At 75.3% G+C, this 22,727-nt stretch carries 22 protein-coding genes and 2 riboswitches; of the genes, 5 read left to right on the forward strand and 17 right to left on the reverse strand.

Annotated features, from left to right (window positions below; all coding sequences use genetic code 11):
* Window positions 1-104 precede the first annotated feature (104 nt).
* The 4 genes from GSF02_RS15755 (at window position 105) to GSF02_RS15770 (ending at window position 3,895) form a co-directional block, all read left to right on the forward strand.
* On the forward strand, window positions 105-689 hold the full coding sequence (locus tag GSF02_RS15755) for an OsmC family protein (RefSeq protein WP_159798228.1): 585 nt from the start codon (window positions 105-107) through the stop codon (window positions 687-689).
* On the forward strand, window positions 686-1,573 hold the full coding sequence (locus GSF02_RS15760) for a hypothetical protein (protein WP_235915627.1): 888 nt from the start codon (window positions 686-688) through the stop codon (window positions 1,571-1,573). Before GSF02_RS15755 ends, GSF02_RS15760 begins: the two co-directional genes overlap by 4 nt.
* Window positions 1,574-1,718: 145 nt before the next feature.
* A complete protein-coding gene (gene ddaH / locus GSF02_RS15765) occupies window positions 1,719-2,576 on the forward strand; it encodes a dimethylargininase (protein ID WP_159798261.1) in 858 nt (285 codons plus the stop codon).
* Window positions 2,577-2,587: 11 nt separating this feature from the next.
* The gene (locus GSF02_RS15770; RefSeq protein WP_159798230.1) at window positions 2,588-3,895 is read left to right on the forward strand and encodes an aminotransferase class I/II-fold pyridoxal phosphate-dependent enzyme; all 1,308 of its coding nucleotides are present in this window, start codon (window positions 2,588-2,590) and stop codon (window positions 3,893-3,895) included.
* 85 nt (window positions 3,896-3,980) lie between these two features.
* Here GSF02_RS15770 and GSF02_RS15775 read toward each other — a convergent pair whose 3' ends face one another.
* From GSF02_RS15775 to GSF02_RS15790, 4 genes are all read right to left on the reverse strand, one after another.
* Window positions 3,981-4,967: a universal stress protein gene (locus tag GSF02_RS15775; protein WP_159798232.1), complete on the reverse strand. Its 987-nt coding sequence runs from the start codon at window positions 4,965-4,967 to the stop codon at window positions 3,981-3,983.
* A 165-nt stretch (window positions 4,968-5,132) separates the two neighbouring features.
* Complete coding sequence (locus GSF02_RS15780; RefSeq protein WP_159798233.1) at window positions 5,133-5,960, reverse strand: C40 family peptidase; 828 nt, start codon at window positions 5,958-5,960, stop codon at window positions 5,133-5,135.
* Window positions 5,961-6,122: riboswitch (cyclic di-AMP (ydaO/yuaA leader) on the reverse strand.
* 217 nt (window positions 6,123-6,339) lie between these two features.
* The gene (locus GSF02_RS15785) at window positions 6,340-7,212 is read right to left on the reverse strand and encodes a C40 family peptidase (RefSeq protein WP_159798235.1); all 873 of its coding nucleotides are present in this window, start codon (window positions 7,210-7,212) and stop codon (window positions 6,340-6,342) included.
* Between the two features lie 3 nt (window positions 7,213-7,215).
* Window positions 7,216-7,387, reverse strand: a riboswitch (cyclic di-AMP (ydaO/yuaA leader).
* A 140-nt stretch (window positions 7,388-7,527) separates the two neighbouring features.
* Window positions 7,528-8,244 carry a metal-dependent transcriptional regulator gene (locus GSF02_RS15790; RefSeq protein WP_159798237.1) on the reverse strand — a complete coding sequence of 239 codons (717 nt, stop codon included), beginning with the start codon at window positions 8,242-8,244 and terminating at the stop codon, window positions 7,528-7,530.
* A gap of 110 nt (window positions 8,245-8,354) precedes the next feature.
* Here GSF02_RS15790 and serC point away from each other — a divergent pair, with 110 nt between their 5' ends.
* Window positions 8,355-9,485: a phosphoserine transaminase gene (gene serC, locus GSF02_RS15795; RefSeq protein ID WP_159798239.1), complete on the forward strand. Its 1,131-nt coding sequence runs from the start codon at window positions 8,355-8,357 to the stop codon at window positions 9,483-9,485.
* A 70-nt stretch (window positions 9,486-9,555) separates the two neighbouring features.
* On the opposite strand, the gene GSF02_RS15800 is transcribed toward serC, so the two are convergent.
* The 13 genes from GSF02_RS15800 to GSF02_RS18935 form a co-directional block, all read right to left on the reverse strand.
* The gene (locus tag GSF02_RS15800; protein ID WP_159798241.1) at window positions 9,556-10,038 is read right to left on the reverse strand and encodes a hypothetical protein; all 483 of its coding nucleotides are present in this window, start codon (window positions 10,036-10,038) and stop codon (window positions 9,556-9,558) included.
* Window positions 10,035-10,397, reverse strand: a complete 363-nt coding sequence (locus GSF02_RS15805; RefSeq protein ID WP_201308962.1) for a response regulator — start codon at window positions 10,395-10,397, stop codon at window positions 10,035-10,037. Before GSF02_RS15805 ends, GSF02_RS15800 begins: the two co-directional genes overlap by 4 nt.
* Window positions 10,394-10,927, reverse strand: coding sequence for a chemotaxis protein CheX (locus GSF02_RS15810; protein ID WP_235915628.1), 534 nt, complete (start codon window positions 10,925-10,927; stop codon window positions 10,394-10,396). The genes GSF02_RS15805 and GSF02_RS15810 overlap by 4 nt, the downstream gene beginning before the upstream one ends.
* The gene (locus tag GSF02_RS15815) at window positions 10,924-11,307 is read right to left on the reverse strand and encodes a response regulator (RefSeq protein ID WP_159798243.1); all 384 of its coding nucleotides are present in this window, start codon (window positions 11,305-11,307) and stop codon (window positions 10,924-10,926) included. Before GSF02_RS15815 ends, GSF02_RS15810 begins: the two co-directional genes overlap by 4 nt.
* A complete protein-coding gene (locus GSF02_RS15820) occupies window positions 11,304-12,257 on the reverse strand; it encodes a CheR family methyltransferase (protein WP_159798245.1) in 954 nt (317 codons plus the stop codon). Before GSF02_RS15820 ends, GSF02_RS15815 begins: the two co-directional genes overlap by 4 nt.
* Entirely contained in the window at window positions 12,254-13,414 is a 1,161-nt protein-coding gene (locus GSF02_RS15825) for a protein-glutamate methylesterase/protein-glutamine glutaminase (RefSeq protein WP_159798247.1), read from the reverse strand. The genes GSF02_RS15820 and GSF02_RS15825 overlap by 4 nt, the downstream gene beginning before the upstream one ends.
* Before the next feature lie 125 nt (window positions 13,415-13,539).
* Window positions 13,540-15,147 (reverse strand): methyl-accepting chemotaxis protein, encoded by a 1,608-nt coding sequence (locus GSF02_RS15830; RefSeq protein ID WP_159798249.1) that lies wholly within the window; start codon window positions 15,145-15,147, stop codon window positions 13,540-13,542.
* Complete coding sequence (locus GSF02_RS15835; RefSeq protein ID WP_159798251.1) at window positions 15,144-16,238, reverse strand: substrate-binding domain-containing protein; 1,095 nt, start codon at window positions 16,236-16,238, stop codon at window positions 15,144-15,146. The genes GSF02_RS15830 and GSF02_RS15835 overlap by 4 nt, the downstream gene beginning before the upstream one ends.
* Window positions 16,239-16,303: 65 nt before the next feature.
* Window positions 16,304-17,989: a methyl-accepting chemotaxis protein gene (locus GSF02_RS15840; protein WP_159798253.1), complete on the reverse strand. Its 1,686-nt coding sequence runs from the start codon at window positions 17,987-17,989 to the stop codon at window positions 16,304-16,306.
* A gap of 160 nt (window positions 17,990-18,149) precedes the next feature.
* Window positions 18,150-18,569 carry a chemotaxis protein CheW gene (locus tag GSF02_RS15845; RefSeq protein ID WP_159798255.1) on the reverse strand — a complete coding sequence of 140 codons (420 nt, stop codon included), beginning with the start codon at window positions 18,567-18,569 and terminating at the stop codon, window positions 18,150-18,152.
* Window positions 18,566-20,872: a chemotaxis protein CheA gene (locus GSF02_RS15850; RefSeq protein ID WP_235915629.1), complete on the reverse strand. Its 2,307-nt coding sequence runs from the start codon at window positions 20,870-20,872 to the stop codon at window positions 18,566-18,568. The genes GSF02_RS15845 and GSF02_RS15850 overlap by 4 nt, the downstream gene beginning before the upstream one ends.
* 101 nt (window positions 20,873-20,973) lie before the next feature.
* Window positions 20,974-21,297, reverse strand: a complete 324-nt coding sequence (gene csrA / locus GSF02_RS19040; protein WP_159798259.1) for a carbon storage regulator CsrA — start codon at window positions 21,295-21,297, stop codon at window positions 20,974-20,976.
* 229 nt (window positions 21,298-21,526) lie between these two features.
* Window positions 21,527-22,727 (reverse strand): hypothetical protein (locus tag GSF02_RS18935; RefSeq protein ID WP_235915630.1); only part of this gene is annotated, 1,201 nt, incomplete at its 5' end.

Below are 22,727 nucleotides of genomic sequence, written 5' to 3' on the forward strand. Positions count from 1 at the left end.
CCGGCCGCCGCCCGCCGCCCGCCGGCCGCCGGCCGCCGGCCGCCGTCGAGCGTCGCGCGGCGCCTCGGGATTCGTGCCGCGCCGGGCGGTGGCAGGATCGGGCCATGAGCGAGCAGACCCAGACTGGCGCGCCCGCCACGTCCACCGACGCCCCGGCCCCCGCCGCCCCGACCCCGCACGACCCGCTGTGGGTCGAGCGCAACGGGGTCCGCACCTACACCGGGTACTCCGGCCGCGGCGCGCGGGTGGACATCGGGCCCGTCACGGCCGGCGCCGTCTTCACCCCCGGCGAGCTGCTGAAGATCGCGCTGGCCGCGTGCGCCGGCATGAGCTCGGACACCAAGTTCGCGCGCGTGCTGGGCGACGACTACAAGGTCAAGATCACGGTCGAGGGGCCCAAGGACGCCACCGAGGACCGCTACCCCGCGCTGCACGAGACGTTCGAGATCGACCTGTCGTCGCTCGACGACGCCGTGCGCGACAAGACGCTGCTGCTGGCCCAGCGCTCCATCGACCGCGCCTGCACGGTCGCCAACACGCTCAAGGCCGGCGCCCTCGTGCCGCCCGCGTCGTTCGTGCCGCCGCTCGAGGCGCTCGACGAGTGCACCGACGACGGCGACGACAGCGACGACGGCACGGACGGCGCCGCCGTCGACGGCGACGGCGCGACGGCGGAGGGCCGGGCATGAGGGCGCGCGACGTGCGCGGGATGATCCGGCGCGACGGCCAGGACCCAGACCGGGCACCGAATCAGACCCCGGGCCAGAACCCGGACGCAGCCCGGGACGCGGGCTCCGGCAGCGACGGGACGCCCGACGACCTCGACCACTGGACCGAGTACCAGCCGTCCACGGTGGTCGAGGCGCTCGTCGACCGGGCGGTGACCATCCCGTCGGCGACGATCCACCGGCACGTCGACCGCCTGCGCGCGCGCAACCCGCACGCCACGCCGGCGCAGATCGTGCGGATGCTCGAGAAGGAGTACCTCGCCGTGGTGGCGACGGCCGGCGGCGCCGTCGGCCTGGCCGCGGCCGTGCCCGCGGTCGGCACCGGCGCGGGCGTGGCGCTGACGTCGGCGGACATCGCCACGTTCTTCGCGTCGTCGGCCGCCTTCGCCCTGGCCGTGGCGGACGTGCACGGCATCGACGTCGACGACGTCGCCCGCCGGCGCGCCCTGCTCCTGGCCACCGTGCTGGGCGACAAGGGCGCGCGCGACGTGCAGAACGCCATCGGCGGCTCCACCACCGCGTGGGGCAAGGTCCTGCTGACCTCCCTGCCGCAGGGCAGCGTCCGCCGGGTCAACAACGCGCTCACCCACCGGTTCCTGCGCAAGCAGCTGGCCAAGCAGGGGTCACTCGCCCTCGGCCGGCTGGTGCCCTTCGGCGTCGGCGCCGTCGTCGGCGTCGCGGGCGGGCGCGCTCTGGGCCACGGCGTGGTCGCGCAGTCGCGGCGGGCGTTCGGGCCGCCGCCGGACCACTTCCCGCGCGTCGTCGAGGGCGAGGTCGAGGCCGCGGGGCCCGATGGCGCCGCGCCGCCGTCGCGGTGGCTCGGCCGCCGCGGCGGGCGGGGCTGAGGCGGCACCGCCCGCCGTCGTCGACCGGTTTCGCCCGCTCGCCGCGGCCCGCCGACGCGCGCAGGCGCCGCCGCAGGTCCACCCTGGGTCCGTGACAGCCTTCACGCCAGCGTCGTCGCACTCGGCCCAGCGCCGCCACTACCTCATGTGCCCGCCGACCTACTTCACCGTCAGCTACGAGATCAACCCGTGGATGGACCCGTCGGTCCCGGTCGACGCGGCCCGGGCGACGGCGCAGTGGGAGCACCTGCGCGACACCCTGCGCGACCTCGGCCACCACGTCGAGGAGATCGAGCCGGAGCCCGGCCTGCCGGACATGGTCTACGCGGCCAACGGCGCCACGGTGATCGACGGCGTCGCCTACGAGGCGTGGTTCCGCTTCCCGGAGCGGGCCGCCGAGGGGCCGGCCTACCTGCGCTGGTTCAGCGACCACGGGTACGTCACCGCCAAGGCGCGGCACGTCAACGAGGGCGAGGGCGACCTGCTCACCTGCGGCTCGCGGGTGCTGGCGGGCCACGGGCCGCGCACCGACGTCGCCGCCCACCGCGAGGCCGCGCGGCTGCTCGGCCGCGAGGTGGTCAGCCTCGAGCTCGTGGACCCGCGGTTCTACCACCTCGACACCGCCCTGACGGTGCTGCGCGGGAACGACGGCGGCACGCCCGACGCGGACTGCGACGTCGCCTACCTGCCGGCCGCCTTCTCGCCCGAGTCGCGCGAGGTGCTGGAGGACCTGTTCCCCGACGCGCTGATCGCCACGGACGAGGACGCCGAGGTGCTCGGCCTCAACGCGGTGTCCGACGGCCGGCACGTCGTGCTCAACCCCGCCGCCACGCGGTACGCCGCGGCGCTGCGCGAGCGCGGGTACGAGCCGGTGGGCGTCGACACGTCCGAGCTGCTGCGCGGCGGGGGCGGCGCCAAGTGCTGCACGCTCGAGGTCCGCGGCGAGCCACGCCTGCCGGTCGCGTCCCGAGACACGCCCGGCGCGGCGGTGCGGAGCGCGTAGCCTTGGCGGGCGTGAGCACCTCTGCCGCCGCCCCCGTCCCGTCCACCGGGTCCACCCCGTCGTCGCCGGCGCTCGCCGCCGCGCTGCCGGAGCTGCGCGCCCGCTACGAGGAGCTCCGCTCGCGCGGGCTGAGGCTCGACCTGACGCGCGGCAAGCCGTCGGCCGAGCAGCTCGACCTGGCCGAGCCCCTGCTCGCGCTGCCCGGCGAGGGCGTGCACACCGACGCCGACGGCACCGACGTGCGCAACTACGGCGGGCTGCTCGGCCTGCCGCAGCTGCGCCGGATGTTCGCCGAGCTCCTCGACGTGCCCGTCGACCAGCTCCTCGCGCTCGGCAACGCCTCGCTGACGCTGATGCACGACACCCTCGCCTACGCGATGCTCTGGGGCGTGCCCGGCGGCACCGAGCCGTGGTCGCGCGGCCCCGTGAAGTTCGTCTGCCCCGTCCCCGGGTACGACCGGCACTTCGCGCTGTGCGAGGCGTTCGGCATCGAGATGGTGACCGTGCCGATGACGCCCGACGGCCCCGACGCCGAGGCGGTCGCCGCCCTGGTGGCCGAGGACCCGACGATCAAGGGGATGTGGGCGGTGCCCACCTACGCCAACCCCGACGGCGCCGTCGTCGCCGAGGCCGTGGCGCGCCGGCTGGTGTCGATGCCGGCCGCCGCGCCCGACTTCCGCATCTTCTGGGACAACGCGTACGCCATCCACCACCTCACCGAGGACGAGGTGAAGACGGCGAACGCCCTCGACCTGGCCGCCGAGGCCGGCAACCCCGACCGCGTGCTGATGTACGCGTCGACGTCCAAGGTGTCGTTCGCGGGCGCGGGCGTGGCGTTCTTCGCCTCCTCCCCCGCCAACGTCGCCTGGTACACCAGCCACCTGAAGTACCAGTCGATCGGCCCGGACAAGGTCAACCAGCTGCGGCACGCGCTGTTCTTCGGCTCGGCCGAGGGCGTGCGCGAGCACATGCGCCGGCACCGCGAGATCCTCGCGCCGAAGTTCCGCGCGGTCTCGGAGATCCTCACCGAGCGGCTCGGCGACCACGGCGTGGCCACGTGGACGGAGCCGCGCGGCGGCTACTTCGTGTCGCTCGACGTCGTCCCCGGCACCGCCTCGCGCGTGGTGCAGCTCGCCCAGGAGGCCGGCATCGCGCTGACCCCGGCGGGGGCCACGTTCCCGTACGGCAAGGACCCGGACGACCGCAACATCCGCCTCGCGCCGTCGATGCCGCCGCTGGAGGAGGTCCGGGTGGCGATGGACGGCGTGGCGACGTGCGTCCTCCTCGCCGCCGCGGAGGCGGCGGCCGTCGCCGAGTAGCCCCTCCGCCCTGGGTACGGAACACGCCGCGGATCTCGTGAGATCCGCGGCGTGTTCCGTACCCACGACGTGGGGAGGTGGGGGGTCAGGCCGGCTGGGCCTCCGAGGCCGACGCCGCGGCGGTGCCGCCGTCGGCCTCGTCGCACCGCTTGCTGACCACGAGCACGGGGCACGCCGCGTGGTGCAGCACGGCCTGGCTCGTGGAGCCGAGCAGCAGGCCGCGGAACCCGCCGCGGCCGCGCGAGCCGACGACGATGAGGTCGGCGGCCTGCGAGAACTCGGTGAGCAGCTCGGCGCCGGTGCCGTCGAGCACCACCCGCCGGATCGTGAGGCCGGGCTCGGCGGCCTCGTAGCGGTCCACGATGACGTCGAGGCCCGCCTTGATGTCCGCGAGGACCTGCTCGTGGTCGATCTGCGACGGCAGCCACGCCAGGACGCCGGCACCCGTCCCGACGGGCACACCGGCCACCGCCACGAGCTCGGCGTCCCAGACCTTCGCCTGCTGCACGGCGTGCTTGAGCGCCAGCTCGGCAGACTTCGACCCGTCCACGCCGACGACGATCCGCCGCACCGGCCGCACGGCGTCACCGTCGCGCCGCGTCTCGTCGTCCGCGCGCCCGGCTCCCCTGTCCGCGCGCTGGCGGTAGGGCACGACGACGGTGGGGCACGCCGCGTGCGCCGGCAGCGCGGAGGACACGGTGCCGAGCAGCCGCTCGGTGAACCCGCCCTTGCCGCGGGTGCCGACGACCACGAGGCCGTGGTCGGCCGACATCTCGACGAGCACGCCCGCCGCGTCCCCGGTGGCCACCGACGCCGTCACCGGCACGCCGCTGCCCGCCACGCGCGCCTGCGCCTCGGCGAGGACAGCCTTGGCGCCCTCCTGGATCGCGGTGTCGTCGAGCGCCGCGTAGCCGCCGTCGAGCGAGGCGGCGGTGAAGGACGGCAGGGAGTAGCTGCACACCATGTGGAGCGACCACCCGACGCGGGCGGCGTAGGCCGTGGCCCAGTCGAGGGCGTGCAGGCTCGGTGCGGAACCGTCCACACCCACCAGGACGATCTGCGGTCGGGTCATCTCGCGCCTCCGTCTCCCGTGCTCCGGGGCTCCGTCGCCCCGGCGGTCTTCGCGTGTTCAAGCCTAGCGACGCCGGAGGCAAAGGACACCAGGAAGGAGCAAAAGTCCCCGGGCACGACGACGCCCCGGCGTGCAGGGGGCTCGCCGGGGCGCCGTCAGCTCAGGTCAGGAGACCCGGAGGTACACCGGGTTCGACTGCCAGATGGGGTTCAGGTCGACCTTCCAGCCCTGGGGGCGGGAGGCCTCGACCTGCTTGCCGTTGCCGGCGTAGATGGAGATGTGACCCGGCGACCACAGCAGGTCGCCCGGGCGCGCCTCGGAGGCCGAGATGCGCGTGGTGCGCGGCGAGTCGAGGATCGCGCGCGACTGGTGGGGCAGCTTGATGCCGAGCTGGCCGTAGACGTACGCGACCAGGCCCGAGCAGTCGAAGCCGCTGGGCGAGGACCCGCCGACGACGTACTTCACGCCGATGTAGCGCATGGCGATGCTCACGGCGGCGGAGGTGGAGGCGGACTTGGTGGAGACCGTCTCGGTGGTGGTGCTGCGCTCGGCGCTGCGCGACGCGGTGGCGGTGCGCTCGGCCGTCGTGCTCGCCGTCGTCTCGGCCTTCTCGACCGTCTCGACGACCTTGGGCTTGGCCACCGGGGCCGGCGTGACGCCGACCGAGGCGACGCCGTCGGCGGTCACGGCCTCGACGGCGACCTGGGCGTCGGAGGCGACGGTCACCGCGGGAGCCGCGGCGAGGGCCTCGCGAGCCTGGTCGGACAGCGCGTTGAGGTCGACCGAGCTGAGCTTGGTCGCCTCGTTCTGGACGGGGGCCGCCTGTGCGGTACCGGCCACCCCGAACGTCGAGACAAGGATGCCGCCTGCCGTCGCGGCGACGGCGGCCCGGCGGCCGACGCCCGTCGCAGCGACGCTCTGAGCGATGTCGGACAGCGGCGTCAGGGGGCGACGCGCGGCGCGGTGCCGCGCGCTCGTGCTACGTGCGCTCACGTGTTCCCTCTCCGGTCGCCTACGAGGTGAGCTGTCGGGTTCGGATGGGAGAAAGCACCCGGCCGTCAGGGCCGCTCGCGCGTCCCGTCGGGCTTCACCCCGAGGACACCGTCGCCGGTGCCCGAAAGTGGGTCCCCCGCCCCTGTCATGCGGTCTGTCCGTGGTCCTCGGTCGGTGACAGGGCTCGGCGTCCGATCGAGGCTCCGGCGAGAGAATCCGCCGGATAGTTGAAACGGTACTGGACCAGCGTCCGAAAGTCACGTTTGGGTCACGACGCACGACGAAGGCCCCGTCACCGCAGGTGACGGGGCCTTCGTCGGAGTGTCTCGGCGCGTCTCGCGGCCGCTGGGCGGCCTGCGGGACGCGTCACGCGGGGCGGTCAGCCCACGCGGATGAAGGTGGGGTTCGACTGCCAGATCGAGCGGAACTGGATCGTCTTGCCCGGGCGCGGGGCGTCGATCTGCATGCCGTCGCCGGCGTAGATCGCGATGTGGCCCGGCGACCAGATCAGGTCGCCCGGCTGCGCGGCCGAGCGCGACACCACGGTGCCGGCGTAGCGCTGCTCGCCCGAGGTGCGCGGCAGGCTGATGCCGGCCTGGGCGAAGACGTACTGCGTGAAGCCCGAGCAGTCGAAGCCGGACGGGGTGGTGCCGCCGGAGACGTACGGGACACCCACGTAGCGGGACGCGATCGAGATGATCGTCGAGCCGTTGGCGGCGGCGGGGACGCTCGCGGCGGCGGGCTCCGGCGCGGCCTCGGTGGCGGACTCCTCGCTCGAGGAGCTCGACTCCGACGCGCTCGCGGACTCGGTGCTCTCGGACGTCGTGCGCTCCGACGTCGACGTGCGCTCGGCGCTGCGCGACGGGGCCGACTCGCGGACGACGGGCTCCGGCTCCGGCTCCGGCTCGGGGGCCGGGGTGACCTCGACGGCGACGGCGCCCTCGGTGGTCACGGTCTCGACGGAGACCTGCGCGTCCTTGGCGACCGTGACGACCGGCGCGGCGGACAGCGCCTCGCGGGCCTGCTCGGTCAGCGCGCTGAGGTCGACGGTGCTGAGCTTGGCGTCGCTGTGGGCCGGCGCCGCCTGCGCGGCGGTGGCGCCGCCGAAGGTCGAGACCAGCAGACCACCCGCCGTGGCGACCACGGCAGCCCGGCGACCGGCGCCGTTGCCGACGGTCTGCGCGAGCTCGGTGAGGGGGGTCACGGGACGACGCGCGGCGCGGTGCCGGGCGCTGTTCGTGCGTGCGCTCACGTGTGTACCTCTCCGTGGTCGCCTACGAGGTGAGCTGTCGGGTTCGGGTGGGAGAAAGCACCCGGCCGTCGGGGCCGCTCGCGCGTCCCGTCGGGCTTCACCCCAAGGACACCGTCTCCGGTGCCCGCAATTGGGTCCCCCGCCCCTGCCTACGGATTTCCGTCGAGCTCGACCGGTGACAGGGTTCGGCGTCCGGCCAAGCGCCCCCGGGACCACCCGGGTGCGAGAAGGACCGTACCGGACGGGACCGGTGGATGTCACGTTCCGATCACGGCGTCCGGCCCGTCTCACCCGGTGCCCGGCGCGGCGCGGAGGTCAGCGCGCGGCGACGAAGAGGTGCCGGGCGAGGTCCTCGGGCAGGTCGAGCACGGTCGCAGCGCCGTCGACCGACACGGTGTAGGTGCCGGCGGCGTGGCTCGCGTCCACCAGCGCGCCGGGCACGAGGCCGGCGTCGGCGAGGCGGGCGAGCAGGTCGACGTCCGTCTGCAGGGGCTCGGCGATGCGCTGCAGCACCACCTGCGCGGGCTTGCCGCCCTCCCCGCGCAGCGCGGCGGCCTGGAACAGCGCCGGGAGGGACTGCACGCCCTCGAGGTAGCGGACCTCCTCGTAGTCCTCCCCCAGCTCGGCCAGGCCCGGGATCGGGTTGCCGTAGGGGTCGGAGTGCGGGTGGTCGAGCAGGGTGACGAGACGCTTCTCCACCAGGTCGCTCATCACGTGCTCCCAGCGGCAGGCCTCGGTGTGCACCTGCTCCCAGTCGAGCTTGATGACGTCGGTCAGCAGGCGCTCGGCGAGGCGGTGCTTGCGCATCACCTTGCGGGCCTTGTCGAAGCCCAGGTCCGTGAGCTCGAGGTGGCGGTCGCCGGTCACGACGACGAGGCCGTCGCGCTCCATGCGGGCCACCGTCTGCGACACCGTCGGCCCCGAGTGGCCCAGCCGCTCCGCGATCCTGGCGCGCAGCGGCGTGATCCCCTCCTCGACGAGCTCGTAGATCGTCTTGAGGTACATCTCGGTGGTGTCGATCAGGTCGGTCACGACCTCTCCTTCCGATCGCCGCGGTCCGGGAGGCGGGCGCCGGGCGGGCGCGCTCTCCGGCGGCCCTAGTCTATTCGCACGTCCAGCCAGGATCCGGGAGCCCGAAAACCATGACGCTGACCATCCCCGCCGACCTGCTGCCCGCCGACGGCCGGTTCGGCTCCGGCCCGTCGAAGGTGCGCCCCGAGCAGGTGTCGGCCCTCGCCGCGGCGGGCGCGTCCGTGCTCGGCACGTCGCACCGCCAGCCCCCGGTGAAGGACCTGGTCCGCCGCGTGCGCACCGGCCTGGCCGAGCTGTTCGCCGTGCCCGACGGCTACGAGGTCGTGCTCGGCAACGGTGGCTCGACCGCGTTCTGGGAGGTCGCGACCGCGAGCCTGGTGCGCCGCCGGGCGCAGCACGCGTCGTTCGGCGAGTTCGGGGCCAAGTTCGCCGCGGCCACCCGGCGCGCGCCCTTCCTCGCCGACCCCCAGGTGCTCACGGCCGAGCCGGGCTCGGTGGCCCTGCTCGAGCCCGCCGACGACGTCGACGTGCACGCCACCCCGCACAACGAGACGTCCACCGGCGCGATGGTCGCCGTGCGCCGCCCGGCGGGCTCGCGCGAGCGCGGCGCGCTCACGCTCGTCGACGCCACCTCCGGCGCCGGCGCCCTGCCCGTCGACCTGGCCGAGGCGGACGTCTACTACTTCGCGCCGCAGAAGGTGTTCGCGGCCGACGGCGGGCTGTGGCTGGCGATCGCGTCGCCGGCCGCCGTCGAGCGCGCCGCCGAGGTCGAGGCCGGCGCGGCCGCCGAGGGCCGGTGGGTGCCGGAGTTCCTGTCCTTCACGACGGCGCTGACCAACTCGCGCGCCGACCAGACGCTCAACACCCCGGCGGTCGCGACGCTCGTCCTGCTCGCCGACCAGGTCGAGTGGCTGCTGGCCCAGGGCGGCCTGGCGTGGTCCACCGCGCGCAGCGCCGAGTCGGCGGCCGCGCTCTACGGCTGGGCGGAGGCCCGCGAGTGGGCGACGCCGTCCGTCGCCGACCCCGCGCACCGCTCCACCGTGGTGGGCACGGTCGACCTCGACGAGGCGATCGACGCCGCCGCGGTCACCGCGGTGCTGCGCGAGCACGGCGTGCTCGACGTGTTCCCGTACCGCAAGCTCGGCCGCAACCAGCTGCGCGTGGGCATGTTCCCCGCCGTGGCGCCCGACGACGTGCGCGCGCTGACCGCGTGCGTGGACTACGTCGTCGAGCACCTCTGAGCGCGGCGAAGACCCGCGACGACGACGGCCGGGCAGCACCATGCAGTGCTGCCCGGCCGTCGTCTCGGGGTCAGAGCACCAGCAGCGAGAAGCTGCCGCGCCCGTAGCCGGACACCTCGACGTCCAGGTCCGTGCGCCGCACGTACGCCAGGACCCACGAGGCCACGTCCGCCGGCAGCGGCGTGCCGGGAGCGTGCACGGTGTCGAGCTTCAGGTGCGGGGCGCCGTCGGCGTTGAACAGCGAGGCGATGACGTTGAGCACCTCGGAGGCGTTCTCCGCCAGGGCGGGCGGCAGCACGCCGTCCGCCGCGGCCTCGGCCGAGGCGTGCGCCGGGACCAGCCCGATGGCGGCGCCGACGTGCGCGGCCAGGGGCAGGTCCAGCAGCACCACGGCCTGCAGCGTCCGGGTCCGGTCGACGTACGTGCCCACGAGCGCGCCGGCGGCGGGGTCCACCATCGCGCCGCCCGTCTGGACCTCGACGTCCCGGCCCAGCAGCCCCTCGACGAGGTCGCGGACCTCCTTGGCGTTCGGCAGCGGCGTCGCGTCGCTCATGCGAGCACCGGCTCGATCGCGGCGCGGAACGCCTCGGGCGTGAACGGCTTGGCGATGAGGAACAGCGCGCCGGCCTGCTCGGCCGCCTCGCGCATCTCGGCCGAGCCCTCGGAGGTGATGAAGCCGAACGGCGTGCCGAACCCCTCCTGGCGCAGGCGCTGCAGCAGCTCGATGCCGGTGAGGTTCGGCATGTTCCAGTCGGACAGGACGACGTCCGGCTCGTCCTGGCGGACCGCCTCCAGCGCCTCGGCGCCGTCCGCGGCCTCGCGGACGTCCCAGTCGTAGCCGGCCTGGCGGAGCGTGCGGATCACGATCTGCCGCATCACACGGCTGTCGTCGGCGACCAGTGCGCGGATCATCGCGGGGTGTCTCCTTCGAGGTGGGGGTTGTCGGGATGGGTGGTGGGTCCGGTCGGGGCGGACGAGGTGTCGGGCCGGGCGTGCACCGCGACCACGAGCGGGCGGCCGCGCCACGACAGGCGCAGCTCCGCCTCGGGGCTCGCCGCGACGCCGGCCGCGGGCGGCGCGTCGGCCACCTGCGGCAGGCCGAGCGTGCCGCCGTCGGGCAGCAGGGACTTGAGGTTGCCGCCGACGACGTTGGCGATCTCGCCGAAGGCGTCGACGAGGTCCTCGGCGTCGACGGGGGCGTCGTCGTCGAGTCGGAGCATCGCCCGGGCGAGGTCGCGCGCGGTGGCCAGCTCGGTGACGAGCACGGCGCGCCCGGACCACGGCCCGTGCACGTCGACCCACGCCGCCAGGGGCTCCGCGGGCGCCGGCACGTCGCCGTACCAGGGCCCGAGCGTCGTCTCCTCGCCGTCGACCATCGCGACGAACACGTCCTGGGCGACGGCCATCACCTGGTCGGCGCCGATCACGGCGGGGGCGCTCACGCGGCACCGTCCAGCGGCAGCAGACCGAGCAGCGCGAGCTTGTCGCGCACCGCGTCGGCCGTGAACGGCTTGATGAGGTACTCGTGGGCCCCGGCGGCCAGGGCGCGCACGATCTGCGACTGCTCCGACTCGGTGGTGACCATCATCAGGGTCATGGAGCGCCACTCGGGGCGCTCGCGCACCGTCGAGACGAACGTCAGGCCGTCCATGACCGGCATGTTCCAGTCGACGCACGCGAGGTCGATCTCCAGGCCGCTCTCCAGGAGAGCGAGCGCAGCGGCGCCGTGCTCCGCCTCGTAGGGCTCGAACCCGAGCGGGCGCAGGGTGCTCGCGACGATGCGACGCATCGTCCTCGAGTCGTCGATGACCAGGGCTCTCACAGCGATGCTCCTCGGGACGGGACGTACGCGCCGGCGGCGCGCGGCATGGACGGGGTGACTGCGGGACGGGCGAAGGGCGACGCCGGCGGGCGGCGCACCGCGGCCGGCGGCGCGCCGGCGGGCGGCGCCGCGCCCGGCGGCACGGCGAGCGTGTAGACGGAGCCGCGGCCGGCGGGCACGCGCTGCCAGGCGTCGTCGACGCCGATGGTCGTCTCGGCGGCGCCGAGCACCAGCACGCCGCCGGGCGCCATGACCTGGCGCACGCGGCGCAGGATGGCCTGCTTGGTCGGCAGGTCGAAGTAGATGAGCACGTTGCGCAGCAGGACCAGGTCGAACGGCCCGGGCGGCGCCGGGTCCAGCAGGTTGTGCTGCTTGAACGTCACGACGCTGCGCAGCGCCGGGGCCACCTGCCACTGCGCGCCGGCGCGGACCATGTGCCGCACGATCATCGGCGCCGGCAGCCCCCGGTTGACCTCGAGCTGGGAGTACGTGCCCGCCCGGGCGTGCTCGAGGATCCTGGCCGACAGGTCGGTCGCCAGGATCTCCACGCCCGCGCCGGGCGGCAGGGTCTCGGCGGCGACCATCGCCACGGAGTACGGCTCCTGCCCGCTGGAGCAGGCGGCCGACCACACGCGCACCCGGGCGGCGGGGCCGCGGCGGTGCAGCACGTCGGGCAGCACCTGGGTGCGCAGCGCCTCGAACGGGGTCTGGTCGCGGAACCAGGACGTCTCGTGCGTCGCGAGGGCCTCGACCACGCGCACGAGGTCCGCCTCGCGGTTGGTCGCGCGCACCTCGCGCACGAACGCGTCGACGCCGGCGCAGCCGCGCTCGCGCGCCAGCGGCAGCAGGCGGCTCTCGACGAGGTACTCCTTGCCGGCCTCGAGCCGGATGGCGCTGCGGCGGCGCACCAGGTCCGCGACGAACGCGAAGGTGTCGGGGGCGAGGCTCACGCGGGCCTCCCCTCGGCCGCGGCCGGCACCCTGGCCGGCGCGGCTGCCGCCTTGGCCGCCGCGGCGAGCACCTGCTCGACGGCGGGCGCGACCTCGGGCAGCGGCAGGATGCGGTGCGCGAGCCCGGCCTGCGCGACGGCTCCGGGCATGCCCCAGACCACCGACGTCGGCTCGTCCTGCACGACGACGGTGCCGCCGGCGTCGACGATGCGCCGCGCGCCCGCGCGCCCGTCCGCGCCCATGCCGGTGAGGACGACGCCGAGCAGGTGGCCGCCGTAGGCCTCGACGGCCGAGGCGAACAGCACGTCCACCGACGGGCGGCAGTAGTTCACGGGCGGCCCGTCGTCGAGGGCGGTGACCATGCGGGTCCCGTCGCGCCGCAGCACCAGGTGGTGGTCGCCGGGCGCCACGTACACCGTGCCGGCGCGCAGCTCCTCGCCGCCGACGGCCTCCACGACCCGCGCGGGGCCGGTGCGGTCGAGGCGGGCGGCGAGCTGGCGGGTGAACACCGGCGGCATGTGCTGCACCGCCAGCACCGGCACGGGCGGGGGCGCGGTGAGCGCGGACAGCACGCGCGACAGCGCCTCCGGGCCGCCGGTGGACGACCCGAGGACGACGGCCCGCACCGGGTGCGGCGCGGGCGCCGGGCGGGGGGCCGCCGTCGTCGGGCTCTGCACGCGCAGGCCGGCCACCCGGTCGGGGCGCACGGCCGACGCCGGCGCCGCACCCGCGGCGGGCGCGCCGGTCGGGTGCGGCACCAGCGCCCGCAGCCGCGGCACCAGCTCCTCGGCCACGCGGGCCAGGGACTCCGAGACGCTGCCGACGTTCGCCGGCTTGGCCACGTAGTCGGTGGCGCCCGCGGCCAGCGCGTCGAGGGTGGCCGCCGCTCCCCGCTCGGTGAGCGTCGAGAACATCACCACGGGCATGCGGTGCCCGGCGCGGCGCAGCTCGCGCACCGCCTCGATGCCGTTCATCTCCGGCATCTCGATGTCCATGGTGATCGCGTCGGGCGCGAGCTGCTCGGCCTTGCGCAGGGCGATCCTGCCGTTGGCGGCCACGCCCACGACGTCGATGCCGCCGGCGCGCGACAGCGCGTCCGTCACGAGCCGGCGGATGACGACGGAGTCGTCGACCACCAGCACCCGGATGGGTGTCACGTGCTCTCCTTGATGTAGTGCTCGGTACGTTCTGCGGTCCGCGCGGCGTCCGGCCGGTACGGGGGCCAGCTGGTGCGGGTGAGTGCCGGTCAGTGCCGGTGAGTGCCGGTGAGTGCCGGTGGGGGTCAGTAGGTGAAGGTGGCCACGCGGGTGCGCAGCTCCTCGGAGATGCGGGCCAGCTCCGCGATCGACTCACCCGAGACCGACAGGGCACGCGAGGACTCCGCCGCCGCGTCCGCCACCCCCGTGATGTTCGAGGCGATCTCCCCCGACCCCGTCGCCGCCTCGGCCACCCCACGCGACATCTCGTTCGTCGTGGCCGTCTGCTCCTCCACCGCCGAGGCGATCGTCAGCTGGTAGTCGTTGATCTGCGACACGATCTGCGAGATCTGCCCGATCGCCGCCACCGCCCCCGAGGTGTCCGCCTGGATCGCATCCACCCGCCGGGCGATGTCCTCCGTCGCCCGCGCCGTCTCCTGCGCCAGGTCCTTGACCTCCCCGGCCACCACCGCGAACCCCTTGCCCGCCTCACCCGCACGAGCCGCCTCGATCGTGGCGTTCAACGCCAACAGGTTCGTCTGCTCCGCGATCGAGGTGATCACCTTGACCACGTTCCCGATCTCCTGCGACGACACCCCCAGCTTCGCCACCTGATCATTCGTCGTCGCAGCCACCACCGTCGCCTGCGAGGCCACCTTCGCCGCCTCCGACGCGTTCTGCGCGATCTCCCGGATCGACGCACCCATCTGCTCCGCCCCCGCAGCCACCGCCTGCACGTTGCGCGACACCTGCTCCGCAGCAGCCGCCACCACACCCGCCTGCGCGCTCGTCTCCTCGGCGCCGGCGGCGACGTCGCCGTTCGTCTCGCGCAGGCGCTCGGCGGAGCCGGCCACCACGACGGCGGTCTCGACGACGCCGGCGAGCGTGCTGCGCAGGCTGGCGCGGGCGCGGTCGAGGCCGGCGGCCATGCGGCCGATCTCGTCGCGGTCGGCCACCGCCGCCTCGCGGGTGAGGTCGCCCTCGGCGAGGGCGTCGACGGTCGCCGCCACCGCCCGCACGGACCGGCTGATGCGGCGCACCGTGGCCAGGGCCAGCAGGGCGGCGCACGCGCTGGCCACGACGAACGCCACGGCCAGCACGGCGATCATGGTCCGGGCCTCGGCCTGGCCGGCCTCCTGGATGGCGACGACGTCGGCGTCCGTCTGCGCGGACGCCAGCGCCAGGGCGCGCCCGGCCCACTCCGGGTCGGCGGCGACGTCGCCCGCGACCGCCGCGCGGAAGCCGTCGGCGTCGCCCGCCCGCACGAGCGGCACCAGGGTGGCGTCGCGGTAGGCGGTCCACGCGTCCCAGCGGCTGCGGAAGTCCTCCCACTGCGGGGTGGACGCCTCGGGGAAGGACTCGATGACGGCGACCTGCACGGCGACGTCCTCGTCGACCCACGCGGACGAGGTGAGCAGCTGCTCGCGCGACGTCGCGTCGGCGTCGGCGGCGCGCTGCACCAGCAGGTGGCTGCGCGCCTGGTCCACCGACAGGTCGGCGAACGCGCGCTGCAGCTGGGTGTTGAGCCGGGACATCTCCTCGAGGTGCTCGGCGGAGCGCCACAGCGCGACGGCGCCGGCACCGCCGACCGCCGCGAACGACACGCCGAGCACGAGCAGCGCCGTGGTCACCTTCGTCGCGATGGGCCGGTCCCAGAACCAGCCGGCCCGTCGGGTGCGCCGTCCCGTCGTCATCGGAGCTCCTCCGCCGTGTAGTACCCGCTGTCCACGAGCACCTTGCTGTAGCTGTCCTTCGTGACCTCCTGCGGGGCGAGGAGGTAGGCGGGCACGACCTTGACGCCGTTGTCGTACGACGTCGTGTCGTTCACCTCCGGCTCGCCGCCGTCCAGCAGCGCCTCGACCATCTGCACGGTCACCTCCGCCAGCTGGCGGGTGTCCTTGTAGACGGTCGCGTACTGCTCGCCCGCGGCCACGGAGCGCACCGCGTCGACCTCGGCGTCCTGCCCGGTGACCACGGGGACGTAGCCGAGCTCCGCCGTCGCGGCGATGACCGCCTGGGAGATGCCGTCGTAGGGGGACAGCACGCCGTCGAGGCGCAGCCCGCCGCGGTACGGCCCCAGCAGGGAGGCCATCCGCTCGCCGGCGAGGTCGGCCGACCAGCCCTGGGTCGCGCCCTGCTCGCGCTGCACCTGGCCCGACGGCACGGTCAGCACCCCGGAGTCCAGGTAGGGGCGCAGCACCGACATGGCGCCGTCCCAGAACACGGTGGCGTTGTTGTCGTCGGGCGAGCCGGCGAACAGCTCGACGGCGAACGGCCCGGCCGCGCCCGTGGGCCTGCCGGTCGCGTCGACGACGCCGAGCCCGCGCAGCAGCGCGGTGCCCTGCAGCACGCCGACGCGGAAGTTGTCGAACGAGGCGTAGTAGTCGACGGCGTCGGTGCCGCTGATGAGCCGGTCGTAGGCGATCACGGGGATGTCCGCGGCCGCGGCGTCGGCCAGCACCCCGCTCAGCGCCGTGCCGTCGACGGAGGCGACGACGAGCGCGTCGGCGCCCGCGTCGATCATCGCCTGCAGCTGCTCGACCTGGGTGGCCGGGTCGTCCTCGGCGTAGCGCATGTCGACGTCGTAGCCCAGGGAGGTGAGCTGCGCGGAGACGTTGTCCCCGTCGGTCACCCACCGCTCGAGCTCGACGGACGGCATCGCCACGCCGACCAGCGGCTTGTCGTCGCCGGCGTCCTGCGGGTCGGCGTCCTGGGGGCCGGCGCAGCCGGCCGTCAGCACCAGGACGCCGGCGCCCAGCAGGGCGGCCATGGTCCGTGCACGCATCGGTGCTCCTTCTTCCGTGTCGTGGTCCGGTGGGTGGGGTGTCGGCTGGTGTGTCGGTAGGTGTGTCAGTAGGTGAAGGTGGCCACGCGGGTGCGCAGCTCCTCGGAGATGCGGGCCAGCTCCGCGATCGACTCACCCGAGACCGACAGGGCACGCGAGGACTCCGCCGCCGCGTCCGCCACCCCGGTGATGTTCGAGGCGATCTCCCCCGACCCCGTCGCCGCCTCGGCCACCCCACGCGACATCTCGTTCGTCGTGGCCGTCTGCTCCTCCACCGCCGAGGCGATCGTCAGCTGGTAGTCGTTGATCTGCGACACGATCTGCGAGATCTGCCCGATCGCCGCCACCGCCCCCGAGGTGTCCGCCTGGATCGCATCCACCCGCCGGGCGATGTCCTCCGTCGCCCGCGCCGTCTCCTGCGCCAGGTCCTTGACCTCCCCGGCCACCACCGCGAACCCCTTGCCCGCCTCACCCGCACGAGCCGCCTCGATCGTGGCGTTCAACGCCAACAGGTTCGTCTGCTCCGCGATCGAGGTGATCACCTTGACCACGTTCCCGATCTCCTGCGACGACACCCCCAGCTTCGCCACCTGATCATTCGTCGTCGCAGCCACCACCGTCGCCTGCGAGGCCACCTTCGCCGCCTCCGACGCGTTCTGCGCGATCTCCCGGATCGACGCACCCATCTGCTCCGCCCCCGCAGCCACCGCCTGCACGTTGCGCGACACCTGCTCCGCAGCAGCCGCCACCACACCCGCCTGCGCGCTGATCTCCTCCGAGCCCGAGACCACCTGCCCCGACCCCGCCGCCAGCTGCTCCGCAGCCGACGCCACCGTCCGCGCCGACCCCACCACGTCCGCCAACGTCACGCGCAGTGAGGACTGCGCCGTGCGCAGGGACGCGGCCATCTGGCCCAGCTCGTCGCGGGTGTCCAGGTCGGCAGCGACCGTCAGGTCGCCGGTGGCCATCGCGTCCACGGACCGCTGCACCGACTCCACGCCGCGGCGCACGCCGCGGGCGATGAGCAGCGCGAGGGCCGCCGCGAGGAGGGTGCCCACCACCGCGACGACGATCACGGTGCGCACGGTGGAGCCGGCGAGGGCCGCCGCGCTGTCGATGTCGGCGTCGGCGCGGGCCTCGCTCGCGTCGATCAGCGCCTGCAGCGCGTCGAGCACCTCGGTCGTCAGGTCGATGACCTGCTCGCGGTACGCGGCGCGGTAGTCCGCGGCGCCGTCGTCGGCGTACTGCTGCACGCCGTCGGCGGCCGCGCGGTAGCGGTCGTAGGCGTCGACGAGCGAGGCGTACGCCGCATCGTCGAGGGCGTAGGGCGCGTAGGCGTCCAGGTTGGCCTGCGTGTCCGCGTCCTTCTGCTCGCGCTCCTGGGCGATCGTGGCGCGCTCCGCGGGGTCCTGGACCATGCCGTACTCCAGCACGCGGGCCCGGCTGGCCTGGAAGTTGCGCTGCGCGTCGTTGAGGTACGACTGCGGCGCGACCACGTCGTGGCCGAGCGTCTGGACGTCGTGGGCGAGCTGCGACGTGCGGACGCCGCCGACCGCCGCGACGACGACCATGGCGATGACGACCAGCGTCACCGCCAGGCCGAGCCGGGCGGCGATCGGCAGGTCGTCCAGGCCGCGACGGCGCCGCGCGGGCGCGGGCGGCAGCGGCGCGCCGGCCGACGGCGCGGCGGGGCGCGGCGGCTCGGGACGCGCGTCGCGCGAGGTCGGGGCGGGCGGGAGGAGGGTCGTCATGGCGGTGCTCCGGCGGTGGGCCCGCTGTCGCGGGCGGGTGAACAGGTCAGGTGCGGACCAGGTGCGATGCAGCGCAGGCCCAGCGAAAACTCAGGTGCAGTGCCGACGGCGGGGCCAGGGGTCCCCGGACGGCCGAGCGGGCGCGAGGCGCCGGACGCCGTCAGGCGACCGTGGCCGCCTCGTCGACGTCGAGCACGAGCAGCAGCCGCCCGTCCAGGCGGCAGGCGCCCCGGATGAGCGGGCGCAGCTCGGGCTGCAGGGTGTCCGGCGGCGGCCCGAACCGCTCCGGCGCGACGTCCACGACGTCGCCGACGGCGTCGACCAGCAGGCTGGTGGGCTCGCCGTCCACCTGGACGACGACCATCATCCGGTCGGCGTCGGCCGGCGCCGGGGGCAGCCCCAGGCGCGGGCGCAGGTCCACGGTGAGCACCACCTGGCCGCGCAGGTTCACCAGCCCGGCGATCCCCTCGGGGGCCAGCGGCACCCGGGTGCGGGTCTGGGCGTGCACGGCCTCCTGCACGCGCAGCACGTCGACGCCGTACAGCGCGTCGTCGACGGTGAAGGTGACGTAGCGGCTCATCGTCCGGCTCCCACGGTCTCGGGGCCGGCGGCCAGCCCGGCGTACAGCTCCTCGTCGGTGACGGCGGCGGTGGCCACCTCGAACTCCGGGTCGGCGGCGAGCACGGCGGCGCGCACGTCGAGCAGCTCGGTGACGCGCTCGCCGATCACGGTGGAGCCGACGAGCCCCATGTCCTCGATGTCGCTGTGCTGCGTCACGTCGTCGTCGACGATGTCGAGGATCTCGTCCACGACGAGGCCGACGCTGCGCCCGGCCCGCGTGTAGACGACGACGAGGAGGTCCTCGCGCGGCTCCGAGAAGGCGCCGAGCACGCGGTCGAGGCGGGCCAGCGGCAGGATCGAGCCGCGGTAGCGGACCACCTCGCGCCCGCCGACGTGCTCGACCTGCTCGAAGCGCAGGCTCTCGAGCCGCGCGACCGACGCGAGCGGCATCGCCAGGCGGCGCCCGCCGACGCCGGCGACCAGCACCTGCTCGACGGCGTGGGCCTCCGCGCCGGCGTCGTCGGACTGGCCGGCGCGCACCAGCGCACCCTCGCCGTCGCCGAGCAGCGCCGAGCGCGCGATCGCCTGGAGGTCGAGGATCAGCGCGACGGCGCCGTCCCCGAGCACCGTGGCGCCCGAGTACACGCCGATCGCCCGCAGGCGCGGCGACAGCGGGGTGACCACGATCTCCTCGGTGCTCAGGACGCGGTCAACGAGCAGCCCGATCCGCTGGGTGTCCGAGCGCACGACGACGATGACGCCACGGTCGGCGGCCACCCGGGCGTCGTCGCGCAGCCCGAGCATCGAGGCCAGCGGCACCAGGGGCAGCAGCTCGCCCCGCAGCCGGTACACCGGCGAGGAGTGCACGTACTCCACCCCGGCGCCCGCGCGCTGGGCGTCCAGCGCCACGAGCTCGACGACGTGCACCTGGGGCAGCGCGTAGACGTCGCCCTCGCACTCGACCGTCAGCGACGGCATGATCGCCAGCGTCAGCGGGATGCGCAGCCGCCACAGCGTGCCGACGCCGAGCGTGGACTCCACGTCCACGGTGCCGCCGATGGCCTCGATGTGGGTGCGCACCACGTCCATGCCGACGCCGCGGCCCGAGACGTTCGTGACCTTCTCGGCGGTCGAGAAGCCGGGCAGGAACAGCAGCTGCAGCAGCTCGGCCTGCCCCATGGCGGCGACCTGCTCGGCCGTGCGCAGGCCCTTCGCCACCGCCTTGGCGGCCACCTTCTCGGTGTCGACGCCGCGGCCGTCGTCCTGCACCTCGACGACCACCTGGCCGCCGGCGTGGTAGGCGCGCAGCGTGAGCGTGCCGCGGCGCTCCTTGCCCACGGCCTCGCGGTCGGTCGGCGACTCGATCCCGTGGTCGACGGCGTTGCGCACCAGGTGGGTCAGCGGGTCCTTGACGGCCTCCAGCAGGCCGCGGTCGAGCTCGGTGTCGCCGCCGGTCATCTGCAGGTCGACCTCGCGACCGCACGCGACGGCGAGGTCGCGCACGACGCGCGGCATCTTGGACCAGACGTGCTCGATGGGCTGCATGCGGGTGCGCATGACGCCCTCCTGCAGCTCCGCCGCGATGAGGTTGAGCTGCTGGGCCGAGCGGACCAGCTCGGTGTCGGTGTCCCGGTCCGTCGCGATGCGGCCGATGCGGTTGCGCGTGAGGACCAGCTCGCCGACCTGGCGCATGAGCTCGTCGAGGACCTCGACGTCGACGCGGATCGAGGAGTCCGCGGCGCTGCGCAGCAGGTTCACCTCGTCGGCGTGCTCCGGCGCCGGCGAGGCGGGCGGCGTGGCCGGCGCGGCCGGGGCCGCAGGGGCGGCGGGGGCCGGCGGCGTGGCCGGCGCGGCCGGCGCCGCAGGGACGGCGGAGGCCGGTGCGTCGGTGGGCTCGGCGGCCGTGCCGACGACGACCTCGTTCTCGGGCTGCTCCACCTCCGGCGCACGCTCCTGCACGGCGAGGATCGCGGCGATCGCGTCCTCGACGTCCACGGCGCCCTCGGTGCCGTCGGCCTCGATCGCGGCGAGCAGGTCGCGCACGGTGTCCACGAGCCGCAGGAGCACGTCGGTGGTGGCGTGGTCCATGGACCGGCTGCCGTCGCGCAGCTCGACGAGCAGGTTCTCCCCCACGTGGGTGAGCCGCTCGAGCCGGGCGAACGCGAGGAACCCGCTGGTGCCCTTGATGGTGTGGATCGTGCGGAAGATGTTGCTCAGCAGCGGGCGCGAGCCGGGCTCGCTCTCGAGCGCGACGAGGTCGCGGTCGAGCTGGTCGAGATTCTCGTAGCTCTCGACCAAGAACTCGCGGACGATGTCGTCCATGCCTTCCATGGCGGTGCCCTTCCTCCCGCCGGTGGTCAGCTCCGGCTGGGCACCTCACTCATCGGCCGAAAGGGCGCGAGTCTAAGGAATCGGACTCCTGGTCATGTGCCCGAATGCGGCTTTTCATCCCTGACCTGGTCGGCGGCCTGCTCGGCGCGCCGGTCGACGCCGCGGGGCGCGGGCCTGCCCTCCGGGGCGGCGGTGCGGGCGAGCGCCTGCAGCGCGGCGGCGACGCCGTCGTCGGCCCTGGCGGCGGCGGCGTTCTCGGCCCGGACCGCGTCGATCACCTCCGCGCGGTGCACGCGCACGTGCCGCGGGGCGTCGACCCCGAGCCGCACGGTGTCGCCCCGCACCTCGATCACGGTGACGGTGATGTCGTCACCGATGACCAGGCTCTCCCCGACCCGACGACTGAGCACGAGCATGCGGTGACCCTACCCGCTCGCGCTGCCGGTTTTGTCCGGTGCCCGTCCGCGCCGCGCCGCCGCGCGTCCCGCCACGTCAGCCAACAGGCCGCGGAAGCCGACGCAGCGGGACCCTCGCCACGACGACGCGACCACCGACCGCCCAGCGTCCCGCCGCGTCGGCCAACCCGGCACCGAAGCCGACGCAGCAGGACGCTCGCCGCAGGCATGGCCGCGGCTCAGCCGCGGCTCAGTCCCACCAGTCGCCGGCGGTGTCGACCGCGCTGAGCGCGGCGGCCCAGGCGACGCGGCCGGCGGGGACGCCGTCGAGCCAGGCGACCGGCACGCCGAGGCCCAGCAGCGCGCCGGGCCGGGCGGCCTGTGCCACGCCGCGCGCCGCGAGCGCGTCGACGGAGCCGACGGCGCGCGCCGCGTCGAGCGCCCGGCGGGCGTCCGCGGCCGAGAAGCGGGCGTCGACGGTGGCCCACACGCTGCCCGGCCGCGCCGCGCGCAGCAGCGCGGCGGTCCCGGACGCCGCGCCGGGGTCCGCCGAGGCCCGCCCGGGCAGGCAGACCGCCAGGACGCCGGGGTGCGGCGCGGCCCCCACCTCGGCCCGCCAGGCGGCGGCGTCGGTGGTCGTGGCCAGCCACCGGTCGGGCACGAGCGCCCCGGCGGGCACCGGCCCGTACCGGGCCCGGCCGGCCGGCGGGACGCCGAGGCGGTCGGCCAGGAGCGCGGCGACGGCCAGGGCGTCGTGGGCGGGTCCGACGACGGCGGTCACGGTGCCGGCCGCGAGCGCCGGTGCGGGCGGCGCGGGCAGCCGGCGCAGGAACGCCTGCCAGGTCACGGGCCCGCGGCCGGCGGGCTCGGCGTGGACCAGGTCGGCGCCGGCGGGGTCGTCTGCGCCGGCCGGATCGGCGCCGGCTCGCTCGGCGAGCAGGGCGACCGGCACGCCCAGGGACGCGAGCCGCTCGCGCAGCGCCACCTCCGCACCGCCCTCGGCGTCCGCGCCGTCGGGCGCGGGCGGCGCCGCGACCGCCCCTGCGGTCACGGCGTCGAGCGCGGCGAGGGCCCGCTCGACGACGGCGGCGCGGGCGGGGGCGGGCTCCGGCGTGGGCTCCGGCTCGAGCTCCGCGACCGTCGCCTCTGCGGCGTCGGGCTCGGCGGCGTCGAGCACGCGCGCGGAGATCACCGGCGGCACCAGCGGCTGGAACGCCGTCCCGGCCCAGGACGGCGTCGCCGTGGCGGTCTGCTGCGGGTCGGCCCCGGTGCCGACGATGCCGCCCTCCGGTCCGCCGTCCGCGCCGCCGTCCGCGCCGCTGCCGTCCGCGCCGAAGCCGTCCGCCGGGACGTCACCCCCCGGAGCGCCGCCGTCCGGAGCGCCGCCCACCGGGGCGGCGGGCCGCCCGGCCGCGCCCGCGGGCCCCTCGGACCGCGCCCGCTCCAGCGCG

The sequence above is a fragment of the Puerhibacterium puerhi genome, assembly GCF_009846865.1.
Lineage (GTDB): Bacteria > Actinomycetota > Actinomycetes > Actinomycetales > Cellulomonadaceae > Puerhibacterium > Puerhibacterium puerhi.

What these genes read in the sequence shown, in the direction of transcription:
- GSF02_RS15830 (WP_159798249.1), bottom strand. Translation starts at nt 15,147, where the DNA reads ATGACGACGGGACGGCGCACCCGACGGGCCGGCTGGTTCTGGGACCGG.
- GSF02_RS15775 (WP_159798232.1), bottom strand. Translation starts at nt 4,967, where the DNA reads ATGACCCGACCGCAGATCGTCCTGGTGGGTGTGGACGGTTCCGCACCG.
- serC (WP_159798239.1), top strand. Translation starts at nt 8,355, where the DNA reads ATGACGCTGACCATCCCCGCCGACCTGCTGCCCGCCGACGGCCGGTTC.
- GSF02_RS15845 (WP_159798255.1), bottom strand. Translation starts at nt 18,569, where the DNA reads ATGAGCCGCTACGTCACCTTCACCGTCGACGACGCGCTGTACGGCGTC.
- GSF02_RS15835 (WP_159798251.1), bottom strand. Translation starts at nt 16,238, where the DNA reads ATGCGTGCACGGACCATGGCCGCCCTGCTGGGCGCCGGCGTCCTGGTG.
- csrA (WP_159798259.1), bottom strand. Translation starts at nt 21,297, where the DNA reads ATGCTCGTGCTCAGTCGTCGGGTCGGGGAGAGCCTGGTCATCGGTGAC.
- ddaH (WP_159798261.1), top strand. Translation starts at nt 1,719, where the DNA reads ATGTGCCCGCCGACCTACTTCACCGTCAGCTACGAGATCAACCCGTGG.
- GSF02_RS15800 (WP_159798241.1), bottom strand. Translation starts at nt 10,038, where the DNA reads ATGAGCGACGCGACGCCGCTGCCGAACGCCAAGGAGGTCCGCGACCTC.
- GSF02_RS15840 (WP_159798253.1), bottom strand. Translation starts at nt 17,989, where the DNA reads ATGACGACCCTCCTCCCGCCCGCCCCGACCTCGCGCGACGCGCGTCCC.
- GSF02_RS15755 (WP_159798228.1), top strand. Translation starts at nt 105, where the DNA reads ATGAGCGAGCAGACCCAGACTGGCGCGCCCGCCACGTCCACCGACGCC.
- GSF02_RS15850 (WP_235915629.1), bottom strand. Translation starts at nt 20,872, where the DNA reads ATGGACGACATCGTCCGCGAGTTCTTGGTCGAGAGCTACGAGAATCTC.
- GSF02_RS15805 (WP_201308962.1), bottom strand. Translation starts at nt 10,397, where the DNA reads ATGATCCGCGCACTGGTCGCCGACGACAGCCGTGTGATGCGGCAGATC.
- GSF02_RS15760 (WP_235915627.1), top strand. Translation starts at nt 686, where the DNA reads ATGAGGGCGCGCGACGTGCGCGGGATGATCCGGCGCGACGGCCAGGAC.